Below are 25,310 nucleotides of genomic sequence, written 5' to 3'. Positions count from 1 at the left end.
GGCGCAGACGATGTTCGCGGCCGACCGGGCCTCCCGCGACCTGGGCATGGAGCTGCTGGAGGCCGAGGCGGGCCGCGCGGTGCTGCGGATGACGGTGACCGCGCAGATGCTGAACGGCCACGGGACCGCCCACGGCGGCTACCTCTTCCTGTTCGCCGACAGCGCCTTCGCCTGCGCCTGCAACAGCCACGGCCCGGTGACGGTCGCCGCCGCGGCCGACATCGACTTCGTCGCCCCCGCGCACGAGGGCGACGTGCTGGTCGCCACCGCCCGGGAGCGCACCAGCTACGGCCGCAGCGGCATCTACGACGTGAGCATCCGGCGCGGCGAGCAGGTGATCGCCGAGTTCCGCGGCCGCAGCCGCACGCTCCGCGGCCCGGTCGGCACCGGTACGGCCGGTACAGCGGACAGCAGCACCCAGGACCAGGACCCGAGGAGAGGCCATGAGCAGCAACCCGACGTCCCCGCCGGCCACTGAGCCCAGGCTGGGCGAGCCGCTCCCCGAGGGGCTGCTGGACGCCGGGGAGCGGCTGGGCGCCGAGGAGCTGCGGCAGCTCCAGCTGACCCGGCTGCGGCAGACACTGCGGCACGCCTACGACAACGTCGAGCTGTACCGGCGGAAGTTCGACGCCGCCGGGGTGGGCCCGGACGACTGCCGCACGCTGGGCGATCTGGCCCGCTTCCCCTTCACCACCAAGGCCGACCTGCGCGACACCTATCCCTTCGGGATGTTCGCGGTGCCCATGTCCGAGGTCCGCCGGATCCATGCCTCCAGCGGCACCACCGGCCGCCCCACGGTCGTCGTCTACACCGACGGCGACCTGTCGGCCTGGGCGGACCTGGTGGCCCGCTCGATCCGCGCGGCCGGCGGCCGGGCCGGGCACAAGGTGCACATCTCCTACGGCTACGGCCTGTTCACCGGCGGCCTGGGCGCGCACTACGGGGCCGAGCGCGCCGGCTGCACCGTCATCCCGGCCTCGGGCGGCATGACCGCCCGCCAGGTGCAGATCATCCAGGACTTCCGGCCCGAGATCATCATGGTCACGCCCTCCTACATGCTGACCCTGCTGGACGAGTTCGAACGCCAGGGCGTGGACCCGCGCGCCACCTCGCTGCGGATCGGCATCTTCGGCGCCGAGCCCTGGACCGAGGCGATGCGGCAGGAGATCGAGCAGCGGATGGACATCCACGCGGTGGACATCTACGGCCTGTCCGAGGTGATGGGCCCCGGGGTGGCCGGCGAGTGCGTGGAGACCAAGGACGGGCTGCACATCTGGGAGGACCAGTTCTACCCGGAGGTCGTGGACCCGCTGACGGACCGGTCCAAGCCGGACGGCGAGAGCGGCGAGCTGGTCTTCACCACGCTGACCAAGGAGGCCCTGCCGGTCGTCCGCTACCGCACCCGCGATCTGACCCGGCTGCTGCCCGGCACCGCGCGCCCGGCCTTCCGCCGGATGGAGAAGGTCACCGGCCGCTGCGACGACATGATCATCCTGCGCGGGGTGAACGTCTTCCCCAGCCAGATCGAGGAGGTGGTGCTGGGCACCGAGGGTGTGGCCCCGCACTTCCAGCTGCGGCTCTCCCGGCGCGGGCGGATGGACGAGATGACGGTGCGCGCCGAGGCCCGCCCCGGCTGCGGCCCGGAGCAGCGCGAGGCGGCAGCGGCGGCCATCGCCCGGGGCGTCAAGGACGGCGTGGGCGTGACCGTTCGGGTGGAGATCGTCGCCCCGGAGACCCTGGAGCGCTCGGTCGGCAAGATCCGCCGGGTCGTCGACGACCGCGCCCCGGACGCCTGACCCCCGCGTGCACCTAAGGCAGCCCGACGCCCCAGCTGACGCGACGTCAACTCGCTTTCCCTGTGCGGTCGGAGCCATCAGGGATGGGCGAGACCAGCGAGAACGCGGCGCCTTCGGGGTCGTACAGCGCCGCCGTGCGGCCGTAGGGCGTCGACACCGGCTCGCTGACCAGGACGCCGCCCAGCCGCAGGGCGTGGATGATGGCGTGCTCCAGGTCGTCCACGGAGAACGAGACGTGCCAATGCGGGCGCACCGGCACCGCCGAGGCGAACAGGTCGGCCGTGCGCAGCGCGGCCAGCCGACGGCCCTCGACCCGCAGCACCACCCGCTCGTGCTCCCAGGCCATGTCCAGGTGTTCCGGTTCGTAGGCCGCCCAGTCCAGGACGCTGCCGTAGAACAGGGCCGCCGCGAAGGCGTCGGTGGACAGTTCGATCCAGCTGGGGGCGCCGAGCAGCGGCAGTCGCCTGGCCGGTCCGACCGGCCCCTGCCACAGGCCGAAGATGGCGCCCTCGGGGTCGGTGGCGATGGCGATGCGCCCGGCCCACGCGCCCATCGGCCCCACCCCGACGGTGCCCATCCGCTCGGGCACCCGGCGGGCGGCGGCGTCCACGTCGGTCACGCCGAAGAAGGTGGTCCAGGTCGCCGAGAAGTGCCCCCGGGAGGGCAGCGAGCTGATCCCGGCGACCTGCACGCCCTGGACGCTGGCCACCGCGTAGTAGGTGCGCTCCGCCCGGACCCGCTCGAACGACCAGCCGAGCAGCGGCCCGTAGAAGGAGCGCGCGGCGACCGGATCGTGCGCCAGCAGGCTGACCCAGCTGGGCGCGCCTGGCAGGCACGGCACCCTCAGGGTGCCGGTGCCGGACCGTGTGTCCACCGCTGCCTCCGGGGGTCGGCCCTGCTTCCTGACGCCGTGCCCGGACCCGCCGCACCGCGAGGGGCCCGCCCCTGAAGTCTGCACGACAATCACCCTGCGTGCCCGTAGGCGGGTCCGCCCGTCTACGGGCAGGGCGGCGCCGAAACGGAGGAGAGCCGCTCCGGGTTGCGGGTGGGGTGGGATCGGCGCACGGTCGAGGGGTGGCGTTCGTGGAACGCTGCGTCTGGTTCCGGCGTGGGCGCCACTTCCCCTCACCTCGCAGGAGGTAAACATGGGCACGGCGATTGACCCGAACCGGGTGATCGGCCACAAGGTCGTTGACGCCGAGGGTCACAAGATCGGTCAGGCCGAGGAGGTGTACCTCGACGACACCACCGGACTGCCACAGTGGGTCACCGTGAAGGGCGGCCTGTTCGGCGGCAAGGAGCACTTCGCCCCGCTGGAGGGGGCCACCCTGGTCGCCGACGACGTCCAGCTGTCCTGTCCGAAGTCGCTGGTGGACGGCGCTCCCGAACTGGAGACCGGGCGGCACCTGTCGGTCGAGGAGGAGAGCGCGCTGTACCAGCACTACGGGCTCGGGCAGCGCGAGACCACGGCCCGGCAGAACGGCGGCCCCGGACGTCCGGGCGCCGGGGACACCCGCATGCGGGACGACACCATCATGGGCGACACCGCCATGGGCGCGGCGGGCATGGGGGCCGCGGGCACGGCAGCGGCGCAGCGCCCCGCCTCCCCCGCACGGGACCGGGCCGGATCGGGCTCCGGGGCGGCCATGGGCACGGGCACCGCCATGGGCGGCGGCACGGCCATGGGCGGCGGCACGGGCATGGGCGGCGGCACGGGCACCGCCGAGCGGTCCGGGGAGCGCTCCGCGCAGGGCCGCGCGGGCGCCGGTCGCGGCGCTCTGGGCCGGGCCATGCTGCGGTTCGAGGAGCGGCTGCACGTCGGTACCGAGCGGATGGAGTCCGGTCACGCCCGGCTGCGCAAGCAGATCACCACGGAGCAGGTCCGGCAGACCGTGCCGCTCACCCACCAGGAGATCCGGATCGAACGCGAGGCGATCCGCCCGGAGGACGCCGGCGGGATGGCGGGCGAGGAGGGCATGAGCGAGGCCGAGAGCGAGGTCACGCTCTATGCCGAGCGCACGGTGGTGACCAAGCACAACATCCCGGTGGAGCGGGTGCGGATGCGCGTGGAGGACGTCACCGAGGAGGTCACCGTGACCGAGGAGGTCCGCTCCGAGCGGATCGACCTGGAGAGCGACGGCATGATCGGCGAGGACAGCCGGATGAAGAAGAAGTAGCGCCGACACGCTGTAACGCACGGCGGCCGTACGGGTGAACTCACCGTCACGGCCGCCGTGCCGCATGTCCAGCACCCGGAGTACCTCGACCAGGGTCCGCGGCAGCGGCTCCACGCAAGGGAGTTGGCGTATCCGCAAGCAACTCCCGCCATCCCGAGCCGGGTTCACCTTTAGCTGACGAACAGTCAACTTGTCTCTCAGAAAGCCATGTTGGCGTCGTCACCGAGTGTCGCCATATCGGGCGTGCACCAACAAATGGTGCGAACCACCGATACCGGTCATAAGCTCGACGGGTGTGGGGGGCATCGCCGGAACCGGCGACGAAATCTCTGGATGAGGAGGCACCATGCTTACTCACGAATTGGCCCGCACCAGGGGCACGACCCAGCTGGCCCCGGCGGAGTTCTCCGCCGTGACCTCGCTGATGTCCGAGGAGGAGGCGCCGATCAGCGACGCCCCGCTGTACACCCCCGAGGACGCCGGGGTCGGCATCCTGCTGCTCGGGCTGCTGCTGTCCCCGAAGCCGCCGAAGGATCGGTGAACGGAGCCGTGGCACAGACCGCAGCCTCACAAGCCGAAGGCTGAGTAGTCATGCCCTTCGCCGATGCGACGCCCCAGGAGGAGTACTCCCTGGCGGTGGAGCGGATGGCGGTCCGCGCCCTCGACGCGCTCAGCGCGCTCGGGGGCGCGGGCGCTGCGCCGTCCGCGCCCGTCACCCTGGGGGCCTCGACCGCGGATCTCGCCGCCGTGCGCATCCTCGGCGCCGATCTCTTCACCCCGTACCTGCTGGCCGGGGTGCCGCTGCACGCCGAACTGGAGGAGGCCGTGGCCATGGCCGACGCCTTCCGGGCCTTCCCGCCCGAGGAGTTGACCGCGCACGGCGCTCCCGGGCAGTCCGCCGCAGTGGTCGGCTGGCGCGACTGGGCGGCGTCCGAGCTGCTGGCGCGCTGCGGACGGCCAGTCGCCGTGCCGACCCCGACCGACGCCGACGGCGCAGGCGAGAGCGGTGACGACACCGGTGAACCGCGTTGGCAGGACTGGTCGTTGTGGATGGCCAAACTGTCCCCGCTGGCAGTTCCCGGGCTGGACAGCCCGGTTCACGAGTCCGCCCGGCGCGGCATGAGCGCGCTGGGCCGGGGCACGGTCCGGGCCATGCTGCGCCGCGACTACCGGACGGCGGCGCGGATCGCCCGCTGGCTGGCGCTCGGACAGGCGTCGGGCCTGGAGTCCCCGCTGCAACTCCCGCCGCTGCTGCGGCACATCAGGCTGTTCGGCGGCCCCGGCGCGCGCACCGCGCTGGACGTCAGGGTCGGCGAGCGACTGGCCGAGGCGGTGGGCAGGTGAACCCGGACGTGCTGCGGACCGCCCACAGCGTGGGGTCGCGGGCGCTGGCCTGGCTGCACGACAGCAAGCAGTTCGGTTCGCTCCCCCACGACACCACCATCGAGTTCACCGATCCCGACAACGTCTACAAACCGCTGGGCGAGACCGCCCTGGCGGCCTCGCTGGTGCTGCGCGAGGGCGTCGCCGGACCGGCCGAGCTGCGCGCCGCGCAGGAGCTCCTGGACTTCGCCTGGGGGCAGTTCCGCTCCGGGGACTTCCTGTTCGAACGCCAGGTCCGGCATCCGATGCTGACGGACCCGCTGGAGACGTACGCGCACTTCGTCCGGGGCGGCCACCGCAACCGCGCGCTGGACGAGGTGGCCGGGCACCTCGCCTCGCTGCGCTCGGTCCGGGCGGTGGAGATGATGCCCAACCGCCGGTTGGCGGTCGCCAACGCCCACCGGGTCATCGACCCCGGCCACCGGGCCGACTGGGCGGCGCTGGCCGCCGACACCTGGCTCGGCTCGACCCCGGAGCCGTGGATGGTCGACTGGATGACCGGCTACAACCTGACCCACGCCGTGTTCCACCTCACCGACTGGGGCGCCCGCCCCGACGGCCTGCCCGCGCCGGTCGTGGGCTACCTGCGGAACTGGCTGCCGGTCTGGGCCGACGTCTGGCAGGAGGTCGCCCAGTGGGACCTGCTGGGCGAACTGCTCATCGTCGACGCCTGCCTGGACGAACCGGTCTGCGATCCGCACAGCTGGGAGCTGCTGGCGCGGGCGCAGCACCAGGACGGGCTGCTCCCCCGGGACGGTGAACCGGTCGCGGACGACCCGCACCGGGCGTTCAAGGACAACGAGCACACCGCCGTGGTCGCCGTCGTCGCGGGCACCGTCACGCTGGCGCGCTCGCTGGGCGGCTCCCGGGCGGCCGCGTGAGCGCCCTCGCCGCCGACACCGGCCGCGCCGGTCCGGCCCGCCCCGGCAGCGCCGACGGCCTGGCCGACCGGGTGCGGCCGCTGCTCGGCGCAGCGCCGCAGGCCACCGGCGTGGCGCTGGCGGCGGTGCACGGCGGCGAACGGCTGCTGCTCTGCGGCGGCCGGACCGCCCGCAGCGGCGGCGGACCGGTGGACGCTGACACCCGCTTCGAGATCGGCTCGGTCACCAAGACGTACACCGCGCTGCTGCTGGCCGACGCCGTGGCCCGGGGCGAGGTCGGCCACCACGACCCGGTTGCCGCCCACCTGCCGCCCGGCGCGGCCCCGGTGCACCGCAGCGGCGCGCCGATCACCCTGCTGCACCTGGCCACCCACACCGCGGGCCTGCCCCGGCTGCCCTCCGGGTTCCTGGCCACCGCGCTGCCCGCCTGGTCCACCGACCCGTACGCGGGCTATTCGACGGAGCGGCTGCTGCGCACCCTGGGCTCGACCCGGGTGCACTCGCGCCCGGGCAGCCGGGTGCACTACTCCAACCTGGGCGTCGGGCTGCTGGGCCTGGCGCTGGCCCGGGCCGCCGGAACGGACTACCCCCGGCTGCTGGACGCCCGGGTGTGCGGCCCGCTGGGGTTGACCCGGACCACCTGCGACCCGGACCGCGCGCAGGCCGTCGGCTACTGGCACGGACGCCCCAGGCCACCGTGGCGCATTCCGGCGCTGCCCGGCGCGGGCGCGCTGCGCTCCAGCGCACGGGATCTGCTGCGCTACCTGGACGCCCTGCTGGCGCCGGGCGGAGCCGGGCCGCTGGCCCCCGCCCTGGCCGATGTGCGGCGGCCCCGGCTGCTGCTGCCGCGCACCGGCGACGGGCTCTGCCTGGTCTGGAACCACCGCCCCCGGCACGGCCGCGACCTGCTGTTCCACTCCGGTGGCACGCGCGGCTTCACCGCCTTCGTCGGCTTCTGCCCGCAGACCGGCACCGGCCTGGCCGCACTCGCCAACACCACCCCGGCCCTGGACGGGGGCTTTATCCAGGCCGCGTACTCCCGGTTCCGCGCCCTCACCGACAGCGCCTGAGCAGGGCGGGCGTCTGAGCCGGGAGTCCTAGCAGGGCGGGTGCCTGAGCGGGGCTCAGGCCGAGGCCGCCGGGCCGCACCAGCGGGTCAGGGCGCGGCTGGCGCGCTCGATCCGGGCCGTGGGGTCGTAGGAGTCGTCGGCCCAGGCCAGGTAGCCGTCCGGGCGGACCAGCAGGGTGCTGATGGAGACGTAGCCCTCCAGTGGGCCGATCGCCGACACCGCCCGTACCCGGTCGCCCCAGCCGCGCTCGGCGGCGGTGGCGGCCACGCCCTGGTGGCCGAAGTCCAGCAGCAGGAACCGGCCGTCGTCCAGCAGGTCGGGTGCGAGCATCGGCGGGCCCTGGCGCATCCGCACCGGCAGTTCGGGCAGCCGCTGTCCGGCGTGCAGCGGCAGCCGCGAGGCGCGGTCCAGCAGTGGACCGGCCGGGTAGCGGGTGGACGGCCCGGCGACCTCGGCGGCGGCCGCGTGCCGCAGCGGGGACGGGCCGGGCAGTCCGCCGAGGACGGTGCGGCGCAGCAGCGCCGAGGCGGGGGACGCTCCGGCCAGGTGCCGGGCGGCGCGCTCGCTGCGGCGCAGCGCCTTGGCGGCTATCGGACGCCGCTCGGCCTCGTAGCTGTCCAGCAGCTCCGGCGGGCACCAGCCGCGTACCACCGCGGCCAGCTTCCAGCCGAGGTTGACGGCGTCCTGGAGGCCGAGGTTGATGCCCTGTCCGCCGAGCGTGGCGTGCTGGTGGGCGGCGTCCCCGAGCAGCAGCACCCGGCCCGCGCGGTAGTGCGTGGCCAGGCTCTGCGGCGTGCGCGGCCGGGCCAGGGCGCGGACCCGGACCACGCCGGGGTCGTGCCCGAGCAGGCCGCGCAGCGCGTCGGTGAACTCCTCGGCGGTCGGCTGCGGCTCGCTCCACGGGTGGGAGTCCAGGGCCAGGGTGATCCGGTACCAGTCGTCCCCGGCCGGGACGCTGACCAGGACGCCGCCGCGCCCGGGCCGTACCAGCAGGTCCTCGGAGAGCGGCTGCCGCAGCCTGACCTCGGCGAGCACCGGCGCGGCCAGCTGTTCGCGGACCTCGCGGCCGATGCCGGCCAGCTCCCGCAGCGAGCCGCGCTCGGTGTCGCAGCCCACCGCGTACGCCGCCGCCAGCTCCACCGCGCCCCCGGCCTGCCCGGCGTCGCCGCTGTCGGCGGACCGGCGCAGCCGCAGCCGGACGCCGTCGGCGCCCTGGGCGAGAGCCTCGACCCGCAGGCCGCGCCGGATCACCGCGCCGAGCGCGGCGGCGCGGTGCGCCAGCACCTCCTCGACCCGGCTCTGCGGCAGCGCGTACAGGCCGGGGAAGCGGCTGTCCGAGCCCTGGAGGTCCAGCGCCGCGGCCCGGCCGCCGAGCCGCATCCGGGCCACCGGGCGGGCCTGTTCGATCAGCGCGCGGGCGTGGCCGCGCAGTCCCAGCTCCTCCAGCGTCCGGCTCTGCAGCAGCACGGCCGGTGACGGCGGCGGCCCGGCCGCGGCGCGCTCGACGACGGTGCACGCCACCCCGGAGGCGGCGAGTTCACAGGCGAGCGCGAGACCGGCGGCGCCGGAGCCGACGATCACCACCGAACACTCCCCGGCGTGGTCCACCGGGGCTTCCCCTGCACGGCGCACGGCAACTGTCACGCGGACTACCGTCCCTTCGGGCCCGAGCACGATTCGACGCACGGATGCGCACGGATTCGACCGTCCCCCTTCCCCAACGCCGGGCACGCATGCCGTGATTCCGCGTCCCGTCCGCGATCCGGCGCCGTCGGGGCCCGTCACTCGAACGGCCCTGCCCCGGACGCCGCTGCGGCCCGCCCGGTCGCGGCCGGGCGGCACCAGTGCTTGGCTGCTGGGGTGGGGGCGGCTGTCTGGGGGCCGTGCGGCGGCCGCGTGTTCCGACGCTGAGGAGCGTGTGCGCCATGACCGACGACAGGAAGCAGTACACGGCCGGCAACGGTGCGGTGGGCGGCAAGACGACCATCGCCGACGGGGTGGTGGCCACCACCGCCGGGCTGGCGGCGCGCGAGGTGGACGGTGTGGCCGATCTCGGCGGCGGCGGCTCGCGCGCCTTCGGCGCGGTCAAGGACGCGGTCTCGCGCTCCAGCGACCCGACCCGCGGGGTCAAGGTCGAGGTGGGCGAGCGGCAGGCCGCCATCGACCTGGACGTGGTGGTGGACTACGGTGTCCGGATCGCGGACACCGCCTCGGCGCTCCGCGGCCATGTCGCGCGGGCCGTCACGCAGACCACCGGCCTGGAGGTGGTCGAGGTCAACGTCGCCGTCAACGAGATCCGCCTGCCGGACACCGGTGACGACGACGCCGAGGAGAGCCGCCCGGAACGCGTGCAGTAGCTGTCGCTGGAGAAGGGACCGCAGGATGAGCACGGCCAGTACGGACCTGCTGATCGACGCCTTCGGGCGCGTCCGAGAGGTCGTCCGGGAGACGCTGCACGGCCTGACCGCCGACGAGCTGGGGCAGCGGGTGCAGGAGGGCTCCAATCCGATCGGCTGGCTGGTCTGGCACCTGACCCGGGTTCAGGACGACCACCTGGCCGACGCGGCCGGGACCGAGCAGGTCTGGCACGCCGACGGCTTCGAGAAGCGCTTCGAGCTGGGCTACTCCGCCGGGGCGACCGGCTACGGCCACGGCGACGCCGAGGTGGCCGCGTTCGGCGGGGTGTCGGCCGAGCTGCTGGCGGCCTACCACGACGCCGTGCACGACCGGACCACGGCCTATCTCTCCGGTCTGGACGACGGGGACCTGGCCCGAGTGGTGGACGAGTCCTGGCAGCCGCCGGTGACGCTGGCGGCGCGGCTGGTCAGCGTGGTCTCCGACGACCTCCAGCACGCCGGGCAGGCCGCCTTCGTCCGGGGCCTGCTGGGGCGCTGACCGACTCGGGCGCGCCCGGGCACCCGACGGGCGCGCTCCGGGCCGTCAGCTCCTGACGGCCCGGAGCACCACGAACTTGCGGTCGCTCGCCACCACCTGGCAGCCGCCGAACAGCCGCCGCAGCTTCACGTGGTAGCCCAGGTGCCGGTTGCCGACCACCCACAGCTCGCCGCCCGGGCGCAGCGCCTGGCGCGCGCCGGTGAACATCCGCCAGGCCGTGGCGTCCGTCGACGCCTGGTAGCTGTGGAACGGCGGATTGTTGAGCACCAGGTCCACCGAGCCCGGCTCGATGCCCGCCATGCCGTCGCCGACCCGGAAGCGGGCGGTGCCGGTGCGGTCAGGACCGGTGTTGGCGTCGTAGGTCGCCCGGGCCGAGGCCACCGCTTGGTGGGACTCGTCCACGAAGGTCAGCTCGGCGCCGGGCGCGGTCAGCGCCGCCGCCGTGCCGACCACGCCGTTGCCGCAGCCCAGGTCCACGATGCGGAGCGGCCCGCCGCCGCCGGAGCGCGGCGCGGCCGGAAGGTGCTGCAGGAAGAACCGGGTGCCGATGTCCAGGTGCTCGGCGCAGAAGACCCCCGCGTGGTTGACGACGGTACGGCCGGACAGCACGCCGATGCCGTCGGGCAGGGCGTAGCTGTGCGGCCAGGGGTCGGCCGGGCGGACCAGCCCGGGGTCGGGCGTGCAGTGGATCAGTCGGGCCTTGCGGACCGCCAGTGACGTCCTGGTGGTTCCGATGATCTGCTCGAACAGTTTCAGTGTCGAAGTGTGGATCTCAGCGACCATCCCGGCCGCGAGCACCACCGTGCCGGGGTGCAGGGCGGGCGCCAGCCGGTGCAGCTGGTCCTCCAGCAGCGCGAGGCTCTTGGGCACCCGGACCAGCAGCACGTCCACCCGCTCCGGCGGCGCGTCCTGGGTGGACAGCTGCCGGACGGCGTCGGCGTCCAGGCCGTTGCGCCGCAGGTTCAGCAGCGTCGCCTGCTGGGCCAGGTAGGAGTCGCAGACCTGCACCGGGGGCCGCTGCGGCGTCCGCGCGGCCAGCGCCGTGGCCAGCGCGCCCCAGCGGTCGCCGAGCACCAGCACGCTCCCGGAGAGGTCCACCGGCTCGGTGGCCGACCCGTCCGGCCCGGGGGCCCCGTCCAGGTGCCGCAGCAGGTACTCGTCAGCGGCGTCCCAGGCGCGCAGGGTCTCGCGCGGGTTCTCCGGGAATCGGACGAGGTCGAGGCCGCCCTGTGCGGTCGTGAAACGGTTCATGGTGCTGACAACCTACCCCGAACGGGCGACCTGTCCTGGATTCGCCGGGTCTGCGGCCCAAGGGTGCTGCCACACTGGCGCGGTGACGATCCGTCGGGTTTGACTCGCCGTGTACCTGACATTCTCCCGCTGTTCACCGACGGCCTCCCGCGCATCTCCGGCCCGGTACGCCAGAGTCGTTCTCGCTCCGGCACCGCGGTGCCGCGCAGCACCGTGCGGGACGACGGAGAGCGACGGAGAGGGAGACGCGGATGTCCGGAATGACCCGACGCAGGCTGCTGGGATCGACGGCCGGCGTGGCCGGCGGCGCGGCGGCCATGAGCCTGCTGCCGCCGAGCGTCCAGCAGGCGGTGGCCGCCGGGATCCCCCGGCGCGGCTCCCTGCGCGACGTGGAGCACGTCGTCCTGCTGATGCAGGAGAACCGCTCCTTCGACCACTACTTCGGCACCCTGTCCGGCGTGCGCGGCTTCGACGATCCGCGCGCGCTGCGGCTGGACACCGGCCGCTCGGTCTTCTACCAGCCCGACGCCGTCAACCCGGACGGCTACCTGCTGCCGTTCCACCTGGACACCCGGACCACCAGCGCCCAGGCCATCCCCTCCACCAGCCACGCCTGGGCGGTCCAGCACCAGGCGTGGAACGGCGGCAGGATGGACCAGTGGCTGCCCGCCCACCGGGCCGCCGACGGCGCCAACGGCCCCTACGTCATGGGCTACTACACCCGCGAGGACATCCCCTTCCAGTTCGCCCTCGCCGAGTCCTTCACCATCTGCGACAACTACTTCTGCTCCATGCAGGGCCCGACCTGGCCGAACCGGCTGTACTGGATGACCGGCACGGTCGACCCCGCGGGCACGCGCGGCGGCCCGATCATCCAGAACTCCGCGCCCACGCCGCTGACCTGGACCACCTACGCCGAGCAGCTCCAGGCCGCCGGGGTGAGCTGGAAGGTCTACCAGGAGACCGACAACTACGGCACCAACATGCTGTCCCTGTTCGACACCTTCCAGAAGGCCCAGCCCGGCGACCCGCTGTACGACAACGGCATGGTCGCCCAGCCGGCCGGGACGTTCGAGGACGACGCCCGCAACGACCGGCTCCCCGCGGTCTCCTGGATCCTGCCGACCAGCTACCAGTCGGAGCACCCGGACTACCTGCCGGCCGCGGGCGCGGACTTCGTCGCCTCCAAGATCGAGGCCATCGCCGCCAACCCGGAGGTCTGGGCCAAGACCGTCTTCATCCTCAACTACGACGAGAACGACGGGCTGTTCGACCACGTGCCGCCGCCCGTGCCCGATGAGGGGACGCCGGACGAGTTCATCGGCGGCCTGCCGATCGGCGGCGGCTTCCGGGTGCCGTGCATCATCGTCTCGCCGTGGACCGTCGGCGGCTGGGTGGCCTCGGAGGCGTTCGACCACACCTCGGTGCTGCAGTTCCTGGAACGGTTCACCGGCGTCGCCAACGCCAACATCAGCCCCTGGCGCCGCGACACCTTCGGCGACCTCAGTTCGGCCTTCCAGTTCCACCGGCGCGGCCAGGGCGCGCCGCCGCTGCCGCCGACCGCAGCCCAGCTGGCGCTGGCCGAGCAGGAGGTCGCCACGCTGCCCGCGCCGACCCTGCCCGGCGCCGAGCAGCGGTTCCCGCAGCAGGAGCGGGGGCACCGCAAGCACGTCTGAGGGCTTCCCGGCGGGCTCCGGGGCGGGTGGACGGCTTCCGTCCGCCCGCCCCGGCCGCGTCAGCGTGTACGTCTGCGTCTGCGTCTGCGTCTGCGGCAGAACGGCGGCGCCCCGCCACTTCCCAGGACGTGGCGGGGCGACCGTCCCGATCGGCGGGTTGCGACCGGCGCCGAGCAGGCCGGGCCCATAGTGTCATGTCCACGTTGCCACACGCCAGGGCCCGTCGCGGATCCGGGCGGACGGCCCTACCTGGGCCACTCCCCGGGCCGGTCGGCCCAGAAGACCTGCTCCGGATCGTGCAGGTCGATGTCCGGGAAGACCAGGCGCACCCGCGACTCGAACTCTCCCTCCCCGATCGGCTCCCAGCCCACACCCATCAGCCGGACCAGCCGGTACCGGGTGTCGGAGGAGAACGCGGCGACCTCGACCAGGTAGTGCCGGGGTCCGGGCTCCGTGCTGTCAGTCATGCCGCCATTCTGCGACCAGCGGGCCGCCCGCGCCCGCCGGGGGACGCGCCATCCCGTCCCGCCGGCCCCGTCGCGCAAAGGGCCCGGGAATTCCGGTACGGGAAAAGAACGCGCCCGGAAATGGGCGTCCCCGCCTTCATGCCACAGTGTCGAAATCGGCCTCCCGAATACGTCTGCCATCCCTTCTTCGGAGCCGCCCGATGCGCGGATTGGCGGCCTGCGGAAAAAATCCGCAAGAATCTCCGGCGCGCCGCCACCGCCCGGACGCACCGGCTCTGACGTGCAGCTTTGTGCCAGAAGGCTGACGTTTTCGACCAATCTGGCGCGGTGTCTTGACCCGGGTGGCCGACGGGGATTCACTTCCCCTTGGCCGCGATTCCTCTGCCATGAACCGGCCGGGTGCACACGCGCATCCTCACGCCGCTCCCCGACGGGACCGAGCGCATTTGCGGCGCGCGACACCGCCGTCCCCCTCACCCCTGGAGTACCCATGTCCCTTGACTCCTCCCTGCCCGAAACCGAGGCAGCGTCGGCGCTGTCCCGACGCGGCCTGATCCGCAACGCCGCCGGAGCCGGCGCCGTGGGCCTGGCCGCCGGCGTCCTGCTCAGCAGCGGCACCGCCGCCGCCGCGCCGGCCGAGGCCGGGCACGCCGCCGCGCTCGCCCCGGAGCCCGCCGAGGACCGGACCGCCACCGGCGAGCCGCTGATCGTCCACCTGCCCGACGCCGAGTCCGGCGTGCTGGACATCTACCACGGCGAGCGGCACAGCCGGGTCCAGAACGGCGAGCTGGCCGACGCGCTGCGCAACGCCGCCCGCTGAACCGTTCCGTCCCCGCACCCACCCGCGAATCCCACAGCAAGGACCCTTCATGTCGTCCCACCGCGAAGCCCCCGAGATCTCCAAGGACCCGGTGGCGGACAGCACCGACGTCTACGCGTTCGTCAGCCCCGACGACCGCGGCACCGTCACGCTGATCGCCAACTACATCCCGCTGCAGGGTGCAGCGGGCGGCCCGAACTTCTACGAGTTCGGCGACGACGTCCGGTACGAGATCCACATCGACAACACCGGCGACGGCCGCCCGGACGTCACGTACCAGTTCGACTTCACCACGCACGTGCGCAACCCGGACACGTTCCTGTACAACACCGGGCCGATCCTCTCCATCGACTCGCCCAACTGGAACCGCTTCCAGACGTACACCGTGACCCGGATGGAGGGGAACGGCCGCTGCACCGTGCTGGGCCGCAACCTGACCAGCCCGCCGTGCAACATCGGCCCGCTCTCCACCCCGCACTACGACCGGCTCGCCGCCGAGGCCGTGCACACCCTCGGCCGGGGCCGCAAGGTCTTCGCCGGGCAGCGCGCGGAGGGCTTCTACGTCGACCTGGGCGCCATCTTCGACCTGGGCAACCTGCGGCCCTTCCAGGAGCTGCACAACCAGTACGGCATGCACATCTTCGACAAGTCGGCCCCCGGGGTGAACACCACCAAGGAGCTGAACGTCCACAGCCTGGCCCTCCAGGTCCCGATCGCCGAGCTGACCCGCGGCGGCTGGCACGGCGGCAACGTCGACGACCCGCGCGCCACCATCGGCGTGTGGACCACCGCCAGCCGCCGCCAGGCCCGCGTCATCGAGCCCGGCACCGGCAGGGAGCACGAGTCCGGCCCGTACGTGCAGGTCTCCCGGCTGGGCAACCCGCTGTTCAACGAGGTCCTGGTGCCGATGAGCCGCAAGGACCAGTGGAACGCGCAGCCGCCGGCCGACGACAAGAACTTCGCCCAGTACGTCGCCCACCCCGAGCTGGCCAACCTGCTCCCGGCCCTGTACCCGGGCGTCTTCCCCAACCTGGAGAAGCTCGACAAGGCCCACACCAGCCGCGCGGACCTGCTGGCGATCCTGCTCACCGGCATCCCGGCCGGCATCGTCGCCGGATTCCAGAACTACACCGGCAGCACCCAGGCCGACATGCTCCGGCTGAACGTGGCCGTCCCCCGGCCAAGAAGCCCAACATCCTGGGGCTCATCGGCGGCGACCCGGCCGGCTTCCCCAACGGCCGCCGGGTCTTCGACGACGTCGTCACCGTCGAGCTGCGCGCCATCGCCGGGGTCACCTACCCGCTGGTCGACAAGGGCTACACCCCGGACGGGGCGGCCTCCCTGGTCACCGACGGCCTCACCCCCGCCGACGTGAAGAACCCGTACCTCCCGCACTTCCCGTACCTGGGCGAGCCCTACGACGGCTTCTACAACCCGTCCTCCTGACCCACCCCGCGGGGCGGTCGGCGCCACCCCGGCGCCGACCGCCCCGCGCCCATGCCCGCTCACCCCTGCCCGCGCACCGCTCATCCCGTACCGCCCTGGAGGACCCGTGACCCAGCACGCCCACACCCACCCCCACGCACCGCTGCCCGCCCCCTCGCACGAGGGCAGCGTCGTCCTGGACATCGGCGAGGACACCGGCGCGCTGGTCATCCACACCGGCCCCGAGCAGGACGGGCAGGAGATCGAGGTGAGCCCGGTCGGCGAGCCCGACCGCCGGACCCATGCCGCGGTGCGACCCCGGCACCTCCCGGGACGTACCGTGTACAGCGTCGTCATCACCCCGCTGCCGGCCGGCGAGTACACCGTCTGGCGGGACCGGGACACCGCCGAGGCGGTCGTCAGCGTCCACGGGGGCGGCGTCAGCGAGTACCACTGGACGTGACCCCGCCTGGAGGCGACGTGACCACCGCACGAGAGGACGCCGTGGACCCCTCGGCCGCGCCGGACCCGCAGAGCGGCCCCGTGCGCTGGCACCGGGCCGGGGAGCGGCCCGGCGCGGTGGTGCTGGTGCTGCACGGCGGGCGGGTGCAGGGCGTCGAGCCGCCCACCCGCCGGGGCACGGCCCGGCTGCGGATGCTGCCGTTCCTCGCGGCCGTCGCCCGGGCCACCCCCGCCCCCGGCGCGGGCACCGGCGTCGCCCTCGGCGAGGTGGTCTACCGGCACCGGGGCTGGAACGGCGCGCGCGCGGACGCCGCGGCGGACGCCACCGCCGCCCTGGAGCACGTCGCCGCCGCGTACGGCCCGGTGCCGGTGGTGCTGCTCGGCCACTCCATGGGCGGCCGGGCGGCGCTGCGCGCGGCCGGGCACCCGTCGGTCGCGGGCGTGGTGGCACTGGCCCCCTGGTGCCCGGAGCGCGAGCCCTGCGCGCAGCTGGCCGGGCGGCGGGTGCTGCTGCTGCACGGCTCGGAGGACCGGGTCACCGACCCGGCCGGGACGCGGGCGCTGGGGCTGCGGGCCCGCTCGGTGGGCGCCCACGTGTGCGGCTACAGCGTCCAGGGCGCCGGGCACGCCATGCTGGGCCGCCGGGCCGGAGACTGGCACGCCGCGTCGGCCCGGCTGGTGGCCGGACTGCTGGAGCTGGGCCCGCTGCCGACCGAGGCGGTCGAGGCGCTGGCCCTGGGCGACACCGACCCGCGCGGCCTGGAGCTGGAACTCCCCCGCGGCCTGCGCGGCTGGCCCGCCGCCGGACGGTCCGGGGCGGGCGACAGGGCGGGGTGAGCGGCCGGAGGGGCGAGCAACTCCCTCAGAGGCCGCGGGCGTGCCGGAAGCGGGCCAGCGACTCGTCCAGGGCGACGATCGGCTCCGGGTAGTCCAGCCGGGCCCGTTGCGTGGCCGACAGCTCCCAGGGGGTGTGCACCTCGGGACCGGCCACCCCGGCCAGCTCCGGCACCCAGCGCCGGACGTAGTCGCCGCCGGGGTCGAAGCGGCGGGCCTGGCGCAGCGGGTTGAGCACCCGGTTGGGCCGGGTGTCGGTGCCGGTCCCGGCCACCCACTGCCAGTTCAGCTGGTTGTTGGCCACGTCGCCGTCGACCAGGTGGCGCAGGAAGTGCGCCGCGCCCTCGCGCCAGTCCAGGTAGAGGGTCTTGCTGAGGAAGCTGGCGGTGACCATCCGCGCCCGGTTGTGCATCCAGCCCTCGTGCGCCAGCTGCCGCATGCCCGCGTCCACCAGCGGGTAGCCGGTGCGGCCGGTGCGCCAGGCGTCCAGCTCGGCCTGGTCGTGCCGCCAGCGGTCGTGCCGGGAGCGGTAGTCGGCGGTGGCGCAGTCCGGCCGGGCCGCGAGCAGCTGGTGGTGGAAGTCCCGCCAGGCGAGCTGCCGCAGGAAGGCCTCCGCGCCCGGGGAGCCCTCGCGGGTGGCCAGGTAGGCGGCCTCGGTGGCGGAGAGGCAGCCGAAGTGCAGGTAGGGCGACAGCCGGGAGGTGCCGTCGGCGTTCAGGTCGTCCTGCAGCTCGGGGTAGGCGGCGATCGACGACGATTCGGTCCACTTCTTCAACTGCGTGCGCCCCGGCCCCTCACCGCCCGCCGCCAATCCGGGCGCCGGCCTGCCGGACTTCGCCAACAGCCGCCGCACCTCGGCCATCGGCAGCCCCTCGTCCGGGAGTTGAGGGAGCGTCAGTTTTCTTGGCGCGGCCAGCGGATGGCGCCGCTGGGCCAGCACCCAGCGGCGGTGGTACGCCCCGAAGACCGCGTAGTGGTCGCGGCCGGTGGGCAGCAGCGCACCCGGTGCGACAGTGGTGGTCACGTTCTGATAGACCGTCAGATCGCTTCCCAGCGCGGCCCGCAGCCGCTCCTCCCGGCGCTGCCCGAAGCCGCTGACGCCCTCGGCGACATGCACCCGCGCCCCGCCCAGCCGTCCGGCCAGCCGCACCGTCTCGGCCACCGCGTCGCCGCGCAGCACCAGCAGCCTGCCGCCGCGGGCCCGCAGCGAGGCGTCCAGGTCCTCCAGGGAGTCGGCGAGGAAGGCGGCGCGGTTGGGGGTGACGAAGCCGGCCCCGCGTACGGCGTCGTCGAGCACGAACAGCGGCACCACCGCCTCCGCGCCCCTGTCCGCCGCGTGCAGCACCGGATTGTCGTGGACCCGCAGGTCGCAGGTGAACAGGGCGATGGAGACGCCAGGGTGCACGGTGGTTCAGTCCTCGGTCGGGTGCGGTTGTGGGTGCCTGCGCGGCGGCAGCGGCAGGAAGCCGCTGGTGCGGGCGGTGTACTCGGCGTAGCCGGGTTTGCTGGACGCCAACTGCTTCTCCAGCATCGGCTTGCCGCTGCCGTTGGCCAGCAGGTAGGTCATCACCAGCGGCGAGACCACGGCGGCCCAGCCGATCGGGGTGTCCGCCGCGCACAGGAACAGGCCCCACCACACACAGGCGTCGCCGAAGTAGTTGGGGTGCCTGGTGTAGCGCCACAGACCGGTGTCCAGCACCCGGCCGCGGTTGCCCGGGTCCGCCCGGAACCGGCTCAACTGCCGGTCGCCGACGGCCTCGAAGAACAGCCCGACCGCCCACAGCGCTATGCCGATCCAGACCGGTACGCCGGGCGCGCGGGGGACGAACAGCGCGATCTGCACCGGCAGCGAGACCAGCCAGACGATGGCCGCCTGCAGCAGGTACACGGTGCGCAGCGCGTACCAGGTGCGGCGCTCCGGCGGGACCTTGGCCAGCATCCGGGCGTAGCGCGGGTCCTCCGGCGCGCCCCGGCCGCGCCGCCAGATGTGCGCGGACAGCCGCACCCCCCACAGCGCCACCATGAGCAGCACCAGCAGCCGGCGCACCGCGTTGCCGTGGCCCGCCGACAGCCCGTAGCCGGTCGCGGCCACGGCGCTGAAGGCGAGCCCCCAGGCGACGTCCACATGCCGGTGCACCCCCGAGCGCACACCGACGGCGAACGCCGCCAGCAGCACGGCCACTGCCGCGCCCAGCGTCGCCGCCAGGCTCACCAGCAGTGCCGCGCCGTCGATTCCGCTCATGCGGCAGCCCGCACGGCGAGGATCTGGTCCACGCCCATCCGGCGCTCGCGGAACGCCAGTGCCCCGCCGACCAGGTACAGCCGCCACACCCGGGCGGTCTGCTCGCCGACGAGCGCGGTGAACTCGTCCCAGCGCTGCTCCAGGGTGTCGTGCCAGGCGTCGATGGTGCGGGCGTAGTGCTCGCGCATCGCCTGGACCTCGCGGACCTCCAGGTCGGCGTCCTCCAACAGGGCGACGGTGTCGCCGACCGGGCGCATGTGCATGTCGGGGGCGATGTAGGTCTCGATGAACGCGCCGCCGCCGGGCGCCCGGTCGCGCCGGGACATCTGCTGCACCAGCAGCCTGCCCCCGGGCCGCAGATGGGCGCGGAGCATCCGGGCGAACGCCGGGTAGGTGTCCTTGCCGACGTGCTCGCCCATCTCGATGGTGCTGACCGCGTCGTGCACGCCCTGGGTGGGGTAGTCGCGGTAGTCCCGCAGCTGCACGTCGACCTGCCCGGCCAGGCCCAGTTCGGCGGCGCGGGCGGTCACGTACGCGTGCTGCTGCTCGGAGAGGGTGAGCGCGGTGACCTTGGCCCCGTAGGAGCGGGCGGCGTGCAGCGTGAGCGATCCCCAGCCGCAGCCGATGTCCAGCAGCCGGCTGCCCTGCTCCAGGCCCAGTTTGCGGCAGACCAGGTCGAGCTTGTCGCGCTGGGCGTCGGCCAGGGTGTAGTCCGGGTCCTCGGAGGTCCAGTAGGCGCAGGAGTACGCCATCGAGGGGTCCAGCAGCAGGGCGTAGAAGTCGTTGGACAGGTCGTAGTGGTGGTGGATGACCGCCCGGTCGCGGGCCTTGCTGTGCAGGGCGCCGCTGAGCGCGGCCCGGCCGTCCGGGGGCGCGGGCCGGGGGCCGACCGCGCCCAGGGAGACAGCCAGGGCGGTGGCCCGGATGCGGTCGCGCAGGCCCAGCGAGGAGCCGACGGCGCCGCTGCGGGCGGCCTGCCAGATCCGGGCCAGCCCCTCGCCGAGGTCGCCGTCCACCTCGATCTCGCCCGCGATGTACGCCTCGGCCAGGCCCAGCTCGCCGGGGTTCCACAGCAGCCGGCGCAGGGCGTCGCGGGAGCGCACCTGGACGCCGGGGGCGTCGGCGGGGCCGCTGCTGCTGCCGTCCCAGGCGGTGAGCCGGATCGGCAGCGGGTCGCCGAGGAGCGGGCGCAGCAGCTCGGCCAGGCGTTCGGCGGCGCCGCCGGTGGTGCCGGGGGCGGTGCCGGACGCGGTGCTCTGGGTGGTGGTCATCGGGCGTCCTTGGTCCGGGTCAGCAGCAGGTGCTGCACGTCGAGGTAGCCGCTGCGGAAGCCGGCTTCGGAGTAGGCCAGGTAGAGCGTCCACATCCGCCGGAAGACCTGGTCGAAGCCGAGCTGCTCGACCTCCCGGTGGCGTTCGGTGAAGCGCTCCCGCCACAGCCGCAGGGTCTCCGCGTAGTGCGCGCCGTACGCCCGGCGGTGGCTGATCCGCAGCCCGCCGTGCTCGGCCAGCACCTCCTCCACCGCCTGGACGGACGGCAGTTGGCCGCCGGGGAAGATGTACTTCTGGATCCAGGTGAAGGTGTGCTCGCTGGCCAGCATCCGGTCGTGCGGCATGGTGATGGCCTGCAGCGCGGCCCGGCCGCCGGGGGCGAGCAGCCGGTCCAGGCAGTCGAAGTAGGCGGGCCAGTGGTCGCGGCCGACGGCCTCGACCATCTCCACGCTGAGCACGGCGTCGTACTGGCCGGTGGCGGCGCGGTAGTCGCACAGCCGCACCTCGACCCGGTCGGCCATGCCGGCGGCGGCGATCCGCTCCTGGGCCAGCGCCTGCTGCTCGGTGGAGAGGGTCAGCGTGACCACCCGGGCGCCGCGCGCGGCGGCGCGCAGCGCCAGCTCGCCCCAGCCGGTGCCGATCTCCAGCACCCGGCTGCCCGCGCGGACCTGGGCCAGGTCCAGCAGCCGGTCGATCTTGCGGTGCTGCGCGGTCTCCAGCAGGCCGGGCGAGGCGATCGGCGTGCCGTCGTCGTCGGTGCTGAACAGCGCCGAGGAGTAGGTCATGGTCGGATCCAGGAACAGCGCGAACAGTTCGTTGGACAGGTCGTAGTGGGCGGAGATGTTGCGCCGGGCGTTCTCCGGGGTGCCGTACTGCTCCTCCGGCTGCCGGGCGGCGTACCAGCGGCGCAGCCACTGCAGCCGGGCGGGCACCAGCGAGGGCATGGAGCGGGCCATCACGGTGAGCACGGCCACCAGGTCGGGGCTGTCCCACTCCCCCGCCTGGTAGGACTCGCCGAAGCCGATCAACCCGCCGACGGCGACGCGCTGGTAGAAGGCGTCGGGGTCGAGCAGCCGCATGACCGGGGCGTCCCCGGGGGCGGGCGTCAGCAGGCTGCCGTCGGGCAGCTCGACGCGTACGCCGAGGCGCCGGGCGACGCTGCGCAGCAGCTGTCGGGCCACCCGGGCGCGGGCCGGGGCGTGCGGCACGGTGGCCACGTCGGGCCAGCGCTGCGCCAGTCCGGTGCCCGGCTCGGCCGGGGAGGCCGGGCTCCGGTCCTGCCGGTTCCGGCCCCTCGGGGCGGGCGGCCTCGGGGCGGGAACCGGGGTCGCTGTCACGGCCGGGACCGGGACCGGCCGGGTGGCGGTCCGGGGCTGGGTCGAGGGGCGGGTCATGCGCGGGTCACTCCGTCCTGCTGGGTGCGCGGGCGTGGCTGTACCGGGAGTCCTCGGGCGAGCAGGCGCAGGCCCTGGAGGCGGATGTGCACGGACACGGCGAGGGTGGAAAGGGGGTGGTGCACGGCGGCGCGCAGCAGGCCGAGGGGGAGGCCGGGCGCCGGTCGCCGTGGACGGTGGCGGTGAACACCCGCCCGACGTCGCGGTCCAGGTGGATGGTCAGCCGCAGCCGGTCGTCGGGCGGCGGCACCACCATCCGGTAGCCGCCGTCCACGGGGAAGAACGGCGAGACGTAGAACTCCTTGGCGGTCTCGGCCCGGCCCTGCGCGTCGGGCCGGAGCAGGTAGCAGTGCAGTCCGCCGTAGGTGTTGTGGACCTCGGCGACGGTGCACACCGGCACGCCGTCCGGGCCGTGGCACCAGTAGAGCGTGATCGGGTTGAAGGCGTGGCCCAGCGAGCGGGCGTGGGCCAGCATCAACACCCGGCCGCCGCGCAGGTCCACGCCGTTGTCGGCGAGGTAGGCGTCCAGGTTGCCGCGCAGCGTCCCGGCCGGGTCGCCGAGGTGGTCCCGGGCCTGGAACCGGGCCAGCGGCCGCAGCAGCAGGGGGAGCCGGGGCAGCCGGTCCAGGTCGACCAGCCACAGGTAGGTGCGGTGCTGGAAGGCGTGCCGCAGCGGGCGGGTGCGGACGTGCCCGATCCGGACGTCGTACAGGGCCGCGCCCCACGGCCCGGGCAGCCGCGGCCCCGGCCCGGCGGCCCTGGCCCGCGCCGGGGCGCTCACGCGGGCACCGCCGCACGCAGGGCCTCGGCGGCCTGGACGCCGGAGCGGCAGCCGTCCTCGTGGAAGCCCCAGCCGTGGTACGCCCCGGCGAAGGCGGTGCGGCCCCGGTTGAGGCCGGGCAGCAGCCGCTGGGCGGCGAGGGACTCCCGGGTGTACTGCGGGTGCTGGTAGACGGTGCGGGAGACCACGTGCCGGGGGTCCACCGGGGCGGCCGGGTCCTCGTTCAGCGTGACCAGGTAGTCGTCGGCGGCGTCGAGCCGCAGCAGCCGGTTCAGGTGGTAGGAGACCCGGACCTGGTCGGTGCGGTCCAGGCAGGAGGCCATCAGGTAGTTCCAGGAGGCCCGGGCGTGCCGGGCGCGCGGCAGGACCGAGGCGTCGCGGTGCAGCACGGTCGGGTTGTACGAGTACTGGAACGCCCCCAGCACCTGCCGCTCCTCGTCGGTGGCGTCGGCGAGAGCGCGCAGCGCCTGGTCGGGGTGGGTGGCCATGACGACGGCGTCGAAGTCGTCGGTGCGGCCGTCGGCGGTGCTGACCGTGACGCCGTCGGGGTGCCGGCGCACCCCGGTGACCGGGGCGCCGGTGCGCACCGCGTGCAGCAGGGCGGCGACGCGCTCCACGTAGCTGCGGGATCCGCCGACGACCGTGCGCCAGGTGGGCGAGCCGGTGACCGACAGCATGCCGTGGTTGTCCATGAAGGCGAAGAGGTAGCGGGCCGGGTACTCCTGGGCCAGGCCGGGCGCGCAGGACCAGACCGAGGCCACCAGCGGGGTCATGAAGTGCGCGGTGAAGTACGGCGTGAAGCCGCCCCGGCGGAGGAACTCGCCCAGGGTGATCTCGTCCGCCGAGCCCTCCGGGGTGGCCAGCAGCCGCCGGGCGAGCCGGTGGAACCGGGGCACCTCGGTGAGCAGGTGCAGGTAACGGCCGCGCAGCAGGCTGCGGGGCTGGGCCAGCAGCCCGGCGGGGCCGCGCGCGCCCGCGTACTCCAGGCCGCAGCCCAGGCAGCGGACCGACATGCTCATCTCCGAGTCCTGGGTGGCCACGCCGAGGTCGGCGAACAGCCGCAGCAGGTGCGGGTAGGTGCGCTCGTTGTGGACCAGGAACGCGGTGTCCAGTGCCAGCGCCGATCCGTGGGCGGGGGTGACGTCCTGGGTGTGGGCGTGGCCACCGAGCCGCCCGTCGGCCTCGAACAGGGTGACGCTCGCGCCGGTGCGGGTGAGCTCGTGGGCGGCGCTGAGCCCGGCGATCCCGCTGCCGACCACGGCCACGCTGCGCCCCCACTCGGCCCGCTCCCGCCCGGCGCGCACGCTCGCGGTCCCCCGCGGCTGCCCCGGCAGGGCCGTCGTCGCAACGTTCTCCGGCATCCCTGTTCACCCTTGCGTCCCTGCGGACCACCTGTGCGGCCCACGCCCTGCCCCCCGAACACCCCTGATTCGGCGCGGGCGGCGGGCCGGATTGGTCGAGGTGGTGATGTTGTGGCGCGGATTCCGCAGTGGTTCAGCCGCTCGCCCCGGCGGCCTGGTCGTAGAGGCTCTGGACGTCGGCGTCGAAGTAGGGGCTGTAGGAGACGTCGGCGGTGTCGCCGCCCTGCTGGTAGCCGCCGATGACGCCGATGACGGTGCCGGTGCGGGTGGCCCGGTCGAAGGAGGCCAGCCAGGGGCTGCCGCTGGTGCCGCCGGGGAAGCCGGTGCAGGCGATCCGCATCTGGTACTGGCTCTGCTGGGTGGTCCGGTTGAAGCAGGAGATCGGGCTGACGGCGGTGGCGGGGTAGCCGGTGATCTGGACGACCTTGCCGAAGCCCTTGTCGATGCCCAGGGTGTTGCCGCCGAGGACGTCCTCGATGTTCCTGCCGCCGACCTCGCCGACGGTCACGAAGGCCACGTCCAGATCGGGGTCGGAGGAGGAGATCCAGCGCTGGTCCACCACGATCCGGGTGACCGGCCACTGCCCCTCGGAGGCGTCGCCGTCCCGGTAGGCCGGGACGAAGACCAGGTCGCTGCCGTAGCTGCCGCCCTTGCCGCCGTGCACGCAGTGGGCGGCGGTGACCAGCAGGTCCTTGGCGGCGCTGTGGACGACGCTGGCGGTGCAGAAGTGGTCGCCGTCGGCGCTGCGGGCGAACAGCGCCCCGACCCGGGCGTTGCCGACGGTGGCCTTGGCGGTGCGCGAGGTGCCGCCGTGCTTGGAGAGCGCCTTCTGGAACCGCTCCGTGGACCAGCTCCGCGGGCTGGTGCTGACCGCCACCGACACCGCCCCGGCGGGCGGGGGCGAGCCCGCCGCGGCCGTACCGGAGCCGCCCGGGCTGCCGCAGCCGCCCAGGGCCAGGGCCGCCAACGCGGCGGCGGCCCCGGCCCGGCGCGCAGCGCTGCCCCGACCCCGCCGCCGGTCGTGCCGTTCCCGCATCAGCTGTCCTCCCGCGTCGCCCTGCGGACGAGTGTGCTGATCCGGTGGACGCGGCGCATCCGCGATCACCCCCTCGGGTGACCGCCGA

The 25,310-nt window shown here is 74.3% G+C and carries 23 protein-coding genes and 2 pseudogenes; 14 read left to right on the top strand and 11 right to left on the bottom strand.

The window, feature by feature from the left end; translation table 11 throughout:
* The first annotated feature begins 10 nt into the window (after positions 1–10).
* Positions 11–478: a hydroxyphenylacetyl-CoA thioesterase PaaI gene (gene paaI, locus GXW83_RS16120; protein ID WP_225447491.1), complete on the top strand. Its 468-nt coding sequence runs from the start codon at positions 11–13 to the stop codon at positions 476–478.
* Positions 444–1,796, top strand: a complete 1,353-nt coding sequence (paaK, locus tag GXW83_RS16115) for a phenylacetate--CoA ligase PaaK (RefSeq protein WP_182443750.1) — start codon at positions 444–446, stop codon at positions 1,794–1,796. Before paaI ends, paaK begins: the two co-directional genes overlap by 35 nt.
* Positions 1,797–1,842: 46 nt before the next feature.
* Here paaK and GXW83_RS16110 read toward each other — a convergent pair whose 3' ends face one another.
* Positions 1,843–2,670 (bottom strand): VOC family protein, encoded by an 828-nt coding sequence (locus GXW83_RS16110; protein ID WP_182443749.1) that lies wholly within the window; start codon positions 2,668–2,670, stop codon positions 1,843–1,845.
* Positions 2,671–2,941: 271 nt separating this feature from the next.
* Here GXW83_RS16110 and GXW83_RS16105 point away from each other — a divergent pair, with 271 nt between their 5' ends.
* The 5 genes from GXW83_RS16105 to GXW83_RS16085 all read left to right on the top strand — a co-directional run bounded on the left by GXW83_RS16105 (position 2,942) and on the right by GXW83_RS16085 (position 7,307).
* Positions 2,942–3,973 (top strand): PRC and DUF2382 domain-containing protein, encoded by a 1,032-nt coding sequence (locus tag GXW83_RS16105; protein WP_182443748.1) that lies wholly within the window; start codon positions 2,942–2,944, stop codon positions 3,971–3,973.
* A gap of 346 nt (positions 3,974–4,319) precedes the next feature.
* Positions 4,320–4,514 (top strand): hypothetical protein, encoded by a 195-nt coding sequence (locus tag GXW83_RS16100; protein ID WP_182443747.1) that lies wholly within the window; start codon positions 4,320–4,322, stop codon positions 4,512–4,514.
* Positions 4,515–4,564: 50 nt separating this feature from the next.
* Complete coding sequence (locus GXW83_RS16095; RefSeq protein WP_182443746.1) at positions 4,565–5,317, top strand: hypothetical protein; 753 nt, start codon at positions 4,565–4,567, stop codon at positions 5,315–5,317.
* The gene (locus tag GXW83_RS16090) at positions 5,314–6,237 is read left to right on the top strand and encodes a hypothetical protein (protein ID WP_182443745.1); all 924 of its coding nucleotides are present in this window, start codon (positions 5,314–5,316) and stop codon (positions 6,235–6,237) included. The genes GXW83_RS16095 and GXW83_RS16090 overlap by 4 nt, the downstream gene beginning before the upstream one ends.
* Positions 6,234–7,307: a serine hydrolase gene (locus GXW83_RS16085; protein ID WP_182443744.1), complete on the top strand. Its 1,074-nt coding sequence runs from the start codon at positions 6,234–6,236 to the stop codon at positions 7,305–7,307. Before GXW83_RS16090 ends, GXW83_RS16085 begins: the two co-directional genes overlap by 4 nt.
* Positions 7,308–7,361: 54 nt before the next feature.
* Here GXW83_RS16085 and GXW83_RS16080 read toward each other — a convergent pair whose 3' ends face one another.
* Positions 7,362–8,915 (bottom strand): FAD-dependent monooxygenase, encoded by a 1,554-nt coding sequence (locus tag GXW83_RS16080; RefSeq protein ID WP_182443743.1) that lies wholly within the window; start codon positions 8,913–8,915, stop codon positions 7,362–7,364.
* A gap of 317 nt (positions 8,916–9,232) precedes the next feature.
* Between GXW83_RS16080 and GXW83_RS16075 the strand changes: the two genes are divergently transcribed.
* Together GXW83_RS16075 and GXW83_RS16070 are read left to right on the top strand one after the other, a co-directional pair.
* On the top strand, positions 9,233–9,664 hold the full coding sequence (locus GXW83_RS16075) for an Asp23/Gls24 family envelope stress response protein (protein WP_182443742.1): 432 nt from the start codon (positions 9,233–9,235) through the stop codon (positions 9,662–9,664).
* Positions 9,665–9,689: 25 nt separating this feature from the next.
* The gene (locus tag GXW83_RS16070) at positions 9,690–10,202 is read left to right on the top strand and encodes a DUF664 domain-containing protein (RefSeq protein ID WP_182443741.1); all 513 of its coding nucleotides are present in this window, start codon (positions 9,690–9,692) and stop codon (positions 10,200–10,202) included.
* Between the two features lie 45 nt (positions 10,203–10,247).
* Here GXW83_RS16070 and GXW83_RS16065 read toward each other — a convergent pair whose 3' ends face one another.
* Positions 10,248–11,453, bottom strand: coding sequence for a methyltransferase (locus GXW83_RS16065; protein WP_182443740.1), 1,206 nt, complete (start codon positions 11,451–11,453; stop codon positions 10,248–10,250).
* A 251-nt stretch (positions 11,454–11,704) separates the two neighbouring features.
* Here GXW83_RS16065 and GXW83_RS16060 point away from each other — a divergent pair, with 251 nt between their 5' ends.
* Positions 11,705–13,129 carry an alkaline phosphatase family protein gene (locus GXW83_RS16060; protein WP_182443739.1) on the top strand — a complete coding sequence of 475 codons (1,425 nt, stop codon included), beginning with the start codon at positions 11,705–11,707 and terminating at the stop codon, positions 13,127–13,129.
* 245 nt (positions 13,130–13,374) lie between these two features.
* Here the strand turns inward: GXW83_RS16060 and GXW83_RS16055 are convergent, their stop codons facing one another.
* Positions 13,375–13,596, bottom strand: a complete 222-nt coding sequence (locus tag GXW83_RS16055) for a hypothetical protein (RefSeq protein ID WP_182443738.1) — start codon at positions 13,594–13,596, stop codon at positions 13,375–13,377.
* A gap of 490 nt (positions 13,597–14,086) precedes the next feature.
* Here GXW83_RS16055 and GXW83_RS16050 point away from each other — a divergent pair, with 490 nt between their 5' ends.
* From GXW83_RS16050 to GXW83_RS16035, 4 genes and pseudogenes are all read left to right on the top strand, one after another.
* Positions 14,087–14,416: a hypothetical protein gene (locus GXW83_RS16050; protein WP_182443737.1), complete on the top strand. Its 330-nt coding sequence runs from the start codon at positions 14,087–14,089 to the stop codon at positions 14,414–14,416.
* A 49-nt stretch (positions 14,417–14,465) separates the two neighbouring features.
* Positions 14,466–15,862, top strand: a pseudogene (locus GXW83_RS16045) (DUF4331 domain-containing protein).
* 106 nt (positions 15,863–15,968) lie between these two features.
* Positions 15,969–16,304: a hypothetical protein gene (locus tag GXW83_RS16040; RefSeq protein WP_225447026.1), complete on the top strand. Its 336-nt coding sequence runs from the start codon at positions 15,969–15,971 to the stop codon at positions 16,302–16,304.
* Between the two features lie 17 nt (positions 16,305–16,321).
* Entirely contained in the window at positions 16,322–17,140 is an 819-nt protein-coding gene (locus GXW83_RS16035; RefSeq protein ID WP_225447025.1) for an alpha/beta hydrolase, read from the top strand.
* 25 nt (positions 17,141–17,165) lie between these two features.
* Here the strand turns inward: GXW83_RS16035 and GXW83_RS16030 are convergent, their stop codons facing one another.
* From GXW83_RS16030 to GXW83_RS16000, 7 genes and pseudogenes are all read right to left on the bottom strand, one after another.
* Positions 17,166–18,542 carry a deoxyribodipyrimidine photo-lyase gene (locus GXW83_RS16030; protein WP_225447024.1) on the bottom strand — a complete coding sequence of 459 codons (1,377 nt, stop codon included), beginning with the start codon at positions 18,540–18,542 and terminating at the stop codon, positions 17,166–17,168.
* 6 nt (positions 18,543–18,548) lie between these two features.
* Positions 18,549–19,379, bottom strand: coding sequence for a DUF1295 domain-containing protein (locus GXW83_RS16025; RefSeq protein WP_182443736.1), 831 nt, complete (start codon positions 19,377–19,379; stop codon positions 18,549–18,551).
* Positions 19,376–20,650 (bottom strand): cyclopropane-fatty-acyl-phospholipid synthase family protein, encoded by a 1,275-nt coding sequence (locus GXW83_RS16020; RefSeq protein WP_182443735.1) that lies wholly within the window; start codon positions 20,648–20,650, stop codon positions 19,376–19,378. The genes GXW83_RS16025 and GXW83_RS16020 overlap by 4 nt, the downstream gene beginning before the upstream one ends.
* Positions 20,647–22,044, bottom strand: a complete 1,398-nt coding sequence (locus tag GXW83_RS16015) for a class I SAM-dependent methyltransferase (protein ID WP_182443734.1) — start codon at positions 22,042–22,044, stop codon at positions 20,647–20,649. Before GXW83_RS16015 ends, GXW83_RS16020 begins: the two co-directional genes overlap by 4 nt.
* Positions 22,041–22,780 (bottom strand): annotated as a pseudogene (locus GXW83_RS16010) (DUF1365 domain-containing protein). Before GXW83_RS16010 ends, GXW83_RS16015 begins: the two are co-directional and overlap by 4 nt.
* A gap of 41 nt (positions 22,781–22,821) precedes the next feature.
* Positions 22,822–24,186, bottom strand: coding sequence for an NAD(P)/FAD-dependent oxidoreductase (locus GXW83_RS16005; RefSeq protein WP_182443733.1), 1,365 nt, complete (start codon positions 24,184–24,186; stop codon positions 22,822–22,824).
* Positions 24,187–24,319: 133 nt separating this feature from the next.
* Positions 24,320–25,222: a serine protease gene (locus GXW83_RS16000; RefSeq protein ID WP_182443732.1), complete on the bottom strand. Its 903-nt coding sequence runs from the start codon at positions 25,220–25,222 to the stop codon at positions 24,320–24,322.
* Positions 25,223–25,310 lie beyond the last annotated feature (88 nt).

This window comes from Streptacidiphilus sp. PB12-B1b (assembly GCF_014084125.1).
Taxonomy (GTDB): Bacteria; Actinomycetota; Actinomycetes; order Streptomycetales; family Streptomycetaceae; genus Streptacidiphilus.
This window is presented reverse-complemented; position numbering and strand designations above follow the sequence as displayed.

Bases quoted from the DNA above. Each gene is read 5' to 3' on its own strand.
- paaI (WP_225447491.1), top strand. From the start codon at position 11: ATGTTCGCGGCCGACCGGGCCTCCCGCGACCTGGGCATGGAGCTGCTG.
- paaK (WP_182443750.1), top strand. From the start codon at position 444: ATGAGCAGCAACCCGACGTCCCCGCCGGCCACTGAGCCCAGGCTGGGC.
- GXW83_RS16105 (WP_182443748.1), top strand. From the start codon at position 2,942: ATGGGCACGGCGATTGACCCGAACCGGGTGATCGGCCACAAGGTCGTT.
- GXW83_RS16100 (WP_182443747.1), top strand. From the start codon at position 4,320: ATGCTTACTCACGAATTGGCCCGCACCAGGGGCACGACCCAGCTGGCC.
- GXW83_RS16095 (WP_182443746.1), top strand. From the start codon at position 4,565: ATGCCCTTCGCCGATGCGACGCCCCAGGAGGAGTACTCCCTGGCGGTG.
- GXW83_RS16075 (WP_182443742.1), top strand. From the start codon at position 9,233: ATGACCGACGACAGGAAGCAGTACACGGCCGGCAACGGTGCGGTGGGC.
- GXW83_RS16070 (WP_182443741.1), top strand. From the start codon at position 9,690: ATGAGCACGGCCAGTACGGACCTGCTGATCGACGCCTTCGGGCGCGTC.
- GXW83_RS16065 (WP_182443740.1), bottom strand. From the start codon at position 11,453: ATGAACCGTTTCACGACCGCACAGGGCGGCCTCGACCTCGTCCGATTC.
- GXW83_RS16060 (WP_182443739.1), top strand. From the start codon at position 11,705: ATGTCCGGAATGACCCGACGCAGGCTGCTGGGATCGACGGCCGGCGTG.
- GXW83_RS16055 (WP_182443738.1), bottom strand. From the start codon at position 13,596: ATGACTGACAGCACGGAGCCCGGACCCCGGCACTACCTGGTCGAGGTC.
- GXW83_RS16050 (WP_182443737.1), top strand. From the start codon at position 14,087: ATGTCCCTTGACTCCTCCCTGCCCGAAACCGAGGCAGCGTCGGCGCTG.
- GXW83_RS16025 (WP_182443736.1), bottom strand. From the start codon at position 19,379: ATGAGCGGAATCGACGGCGCGGCACTGCTGGTGAGCCTGGCGGCGACG.
- GXW83_RS16020 (WP_182443735.1), bottom strand. From the start codon at position 20,650: ATGACCACCACCCAGAGCACCGCGTCCGGCACCGCCCCCGGCACCACC.
- GXW83_RS16015 (WP_182443734.1), bottom strand. From the start codon at position 22,044: ATGACCCGCCCCTCGACCCAGCCCCGGACCGCCACCCGGCCGGTCCCG.
- GXW83_RS16005 (WP_182443733.1), bottom strand. From the start codon at position 24,186: ATGCCGGAGAACGTTGCGACGACGGCCCTGCCGGGGCAGCCGCGGGGG.
- GXW83_RS16000 (WP_182443732.1), bottom strand. From the start codon at position 25,222: ATGCGGGAACGGCACGACCGGCGGCGGGGTCGGGGCAGCGCTGCGCGC.